The sequence below is a fragment of the Mycobacterium sp. genome (assembly GCF_032162105.1).
In the GTDB taxonomy this organism is placed as follows: domain Bacteria; phylum Actinomycetota; class Actinomycetes; order Mycobacteriales; family Mycobacteriaceae; genus Mycobacterium.
Map to the genome: position 1 here is coordinate 1 of NZ_JAVRPS010000251.1, position 2,860 is coordinate 2,860.

6 protein-coding genes are annotated in these 2,860 nt (G+C 66.7%); all 6 read left to right on the plus strand.

Annotation, left to right across the window (positions count from 1 at the left end):
- A partial coding sequence (locus tag QOC69_RS12535; protein WP_526439880.1) for a DUF5947 family protein occupies positions 1 to 134 on the plus strand: 134 nt, incomplete at its 5' end.
- A complete protein-coding gene (locus QOC69_RS12540) occupies positions 131 to 793 on the plus strand; it encodes a DUF6084 family protein (RefSeq protein ID WP_526439874.1) in 663 nt (220 codons plus the stop codon). The genes QOC69_RS12535 and QOC69_RS12540, both read left to right, overlap by 4 nt.
- Positions 790 to 2,133 (plus strand): hypothetical protein, encoded by a 1,344-nt coding sequence (locus tag QOC69_RS12545; protein WP_526439876.1) that lies wholly within the window; start codon positions 790 to 792, stop codon positions 2,131 to 2,133. Before QOC69_RS12540 ends, QOC69_RS12545 begins: the two co-directional genes overlap by 4 nt.
- Positions 2,134 to 2,138: 5 nt before the next feature.
- Positions 2,139 to 2,240 (plus strand): DUF6893 family small protein, encoded by a 102-nt coding sequence (locus tag QOC69_RS12550; protein ID WP_526439883.1) that lies wholly within the window; start codon positions 2,139 to 2,141, stop codon positions 2,238 to 2,240.
- Positions 2,241 to 2,263: 23 nt separating this feature from the next.
- Positions 2,264 to 2,758, plus strand: coding sequence for a hydrogenase maturation protease (locus tag QOC69_RS12555; protein ID WP_526439878.1), 495 nt, complete (start codon positions 2,264 to 2,266; stop codon positions 2,756 to 2,758).
- A 3-nt stretch (positions 2,759 to 2,761) separates the two neighbouring features.
- A partial coding sequence (locus QOC69_RS12560) for a HypC/HybG/HupF family hydrogenase formation chaperone (RefSeq protein WP_526439885.1) occupies positions 2,762 to 2,860 on the plus strand: 99 nt, incomplete at its 3' end.

Genomic DNA, 2,860 nt, shown 5'->3' on the forward strand with positions numbered 1-2,860 from the left:
TCGACGCCTGCTACGAGTTCATCGGCGGGCTGCGGATGTTGTGGCGCGGCTTCGACGGCGGTCAAGAGGCGCGCGAATTCATCGACGCGTTCTTCGATCAGCTGGCCAGCCGCAGTACGGAGCAATGTCGATGACCAGCCGCACCGGCCAGGCGAGCGGCCTGGCATTCACAGTCCTCGACGTGGTCCCCGAGCCGTATGCGGTAGTGCCGATATTGACCGCGCGGGTCAGCGTTTCGGCGCCCGACGACGAGCCCGTGCACGCGATCGCGCTGCGCTGCCAGGTCCGCATCGAGCCATTGCGGCGCGGCTACTCCGACGACGAGGCGGCGGGGCTGACGGATTTGTTCGGGCCACGGGAACGCTGGGCCACCACCCAACGCACCTTCCTGTGGCAGCATTGCACGGCGATGGTGCCGGCGTTCCTGGGCACCAGCGAGGTCGCGCTGCCCCTGGAGTGCACCTACGATTTCGAGATCGCGGCCGCCAAGTACCTGCACGCGCTGCGCGACGGCGCAGTTCCACTGCAATTCCTTTTCAGCGGGACCGTATTCACGGCGGGTCAGCGCGGTTTCTCCGTTCAGCAAGTGTCGTGGGACTGCGAGGACCACTACGACATGCCGGTGACGGTGTGGCGAGAACTCATCCGGCTGCACTACCCGAACACCGGATGGGTGCGGCTGTCTCAGGACGCGGTGGCCGCGTTGGCCGCCTACAAGTCGGCGCGCGGCCTGTTGAGCATCGAGGACGCAGTCACCACGCTGCTCAGCGCAGCGCACCAGGAGGCGCGATGACCGCGGATTGGGACCGGGCCCGGGCCGTCGCCGACGCCGTCCTTTACGAGGGCTACCTGCTCTACCCGTACCGCGCGACCTCGAGCAGGAACCGATCGCGTTGGCAGTGGGGCGTTTTGGGACCTGCGAGCGCGGCCGACGCCGGGATCGGCGAGGACGACACCATCGCCGCGCAGTTCCTCGTCGACGGAGCGCAGGCGATCACCCTGGTGGTGCGCTTCCTGCAGCTGCAGCACCGCCGTGCCGAACGCGACGCCGGTGGTGGCCGTTTCGACCCCGTCGACGAGCTGATCACACCAACTGGTTCGTGGCTGACCTGGGACGAAGCGATCGAGTGTGAAACGTCGTTCGGCCCCTTTGCGATTGACGATCCGGACCAGCCATGGTCACTGTCGCTGACCGCCGCTCCGGCCACCGACGTCGAATCCGTCGAGGGCGGTCGGCTGGTCCGGACCCGCCGGGAGGTGGGCGCCGCGTTGACCGTGGGCATCGAGCCGGACGGTGCGCTCCATCGGGTCTCGGTACGGGTCACAAATACCGGTGCCCCTGCGGTGGACAAAGACGACGCGATAGCTCGTTCCCTGATCGGCACCCACGTCATCGCGGAAGTCGTTGGGGGCGAATTCGTCTCGCTCCTCGAGCCACCGCTGCCCGCCGCCGACGCGGTGTCCCGTTGCAGCCAGCACCGCTGCTTCCCGGTGCTGGCCGGCCCGCCCGGCGCCGGGGATCTGCTGTTGATCTCACCGATCATCCTTTACGACCACCCCGAGGTCGCCGAACAGAGCGAGACCGCGCTCTACGACTGCACCGAGATCGACGAGATCCTGACGTTGCGCGTGATGACGATGACCGACCAGGAGAAGGCACAGGCCCGGGCTACCGATCCGCTGGCCGCGCAGATCATCGACAGCTGTGACTCCATGTCGCCCGAAGCCATGGCGCGCCTGCACGGAGCCCTGCGGGATCCGCGGGAGACCGTTGGCCTGATTCCGGAGGTGCCAGACGGCGTGGATTGGTGGGATCCGCTGGCCGACAACGCAGTCCAGCCCGACCTGGACGCGGTGTTGGTGAACGGTGTCCGGGTGGCGCGGGGCAGTCGGGTGATTCTGCATCCGGGGCGTCGGGCCGACGCACAAGACTTGTTCTTCGCGGGCAGGACGGCCCGCGTCACCACCGTGCACGAAGACGTCGACGGCAACCAACACGTCGGTGTCGTCGTCGAGGACGATCCGGCCGCCGAGCTACACGACTGGTACGGCCGCTACCTGTACTTCTCCCCCGACGAAGTCGAACCGCTCCAAACCACCACCACCGAAAGGAATTCGACATGGCGATCGTAGGATGGATGTTCATCGGCATCCTTGGGCTGTTTGTTCTGGGCGGACTCGTGATAGGGCTGATATCTGTCCCAGATGCCCGGCGGTATCTCAAGATCCGGCATATGTAGGGTCACCGAGCGGTCCGAATCCAGTGCGCATCCTGGTGGCCGGCATCGGCAACATCTTCCTCGGCGACGACGGGTTCGGCTCCGAGGTAGTCCGGCATGTCCCAGTCCGGCAGGACGATTCGGGCGTGCGGGCCGTCGACTACGGCATCGGGGGCATGCACTTGGCCTACGACCTGCTCGACGACTGGGATGCGCTGGTCCTGGTCGACGCGGTACCCAATCGCGGCAACCCGGGGGCTCTGCACATCTTCGAGGCCGACCATGAATCACACTCCGCCACAGCCGCTCTGGACACCCACAGCATGGATCCTGCGGCGGTGTTCGACAGCCTGAAGGCACTCGGCGGCCAACCGCCCTACACGGTCGTCATCGGCTGCGAGGTGGAGAGCGTCGCCGAAGGCATTGGTCTGACCGAGGCCGTCGCGGGCGCGGTGCCACGGGCCATCGACGCCGTCAAGGAAGTCGTCGCGGGTCTGCGGACTCGATCGCCGGCAGCGTCGGTGGAAGGGCAGGGCTGACCGATGTGTCTGGGCATACCGGGCCAAGTGGTCAGCATGCTGGATGGTTACGAGGGGCAACTCGCACTGGTCGACGTCGCCGGAAAGCAGCGCAACGTCAAT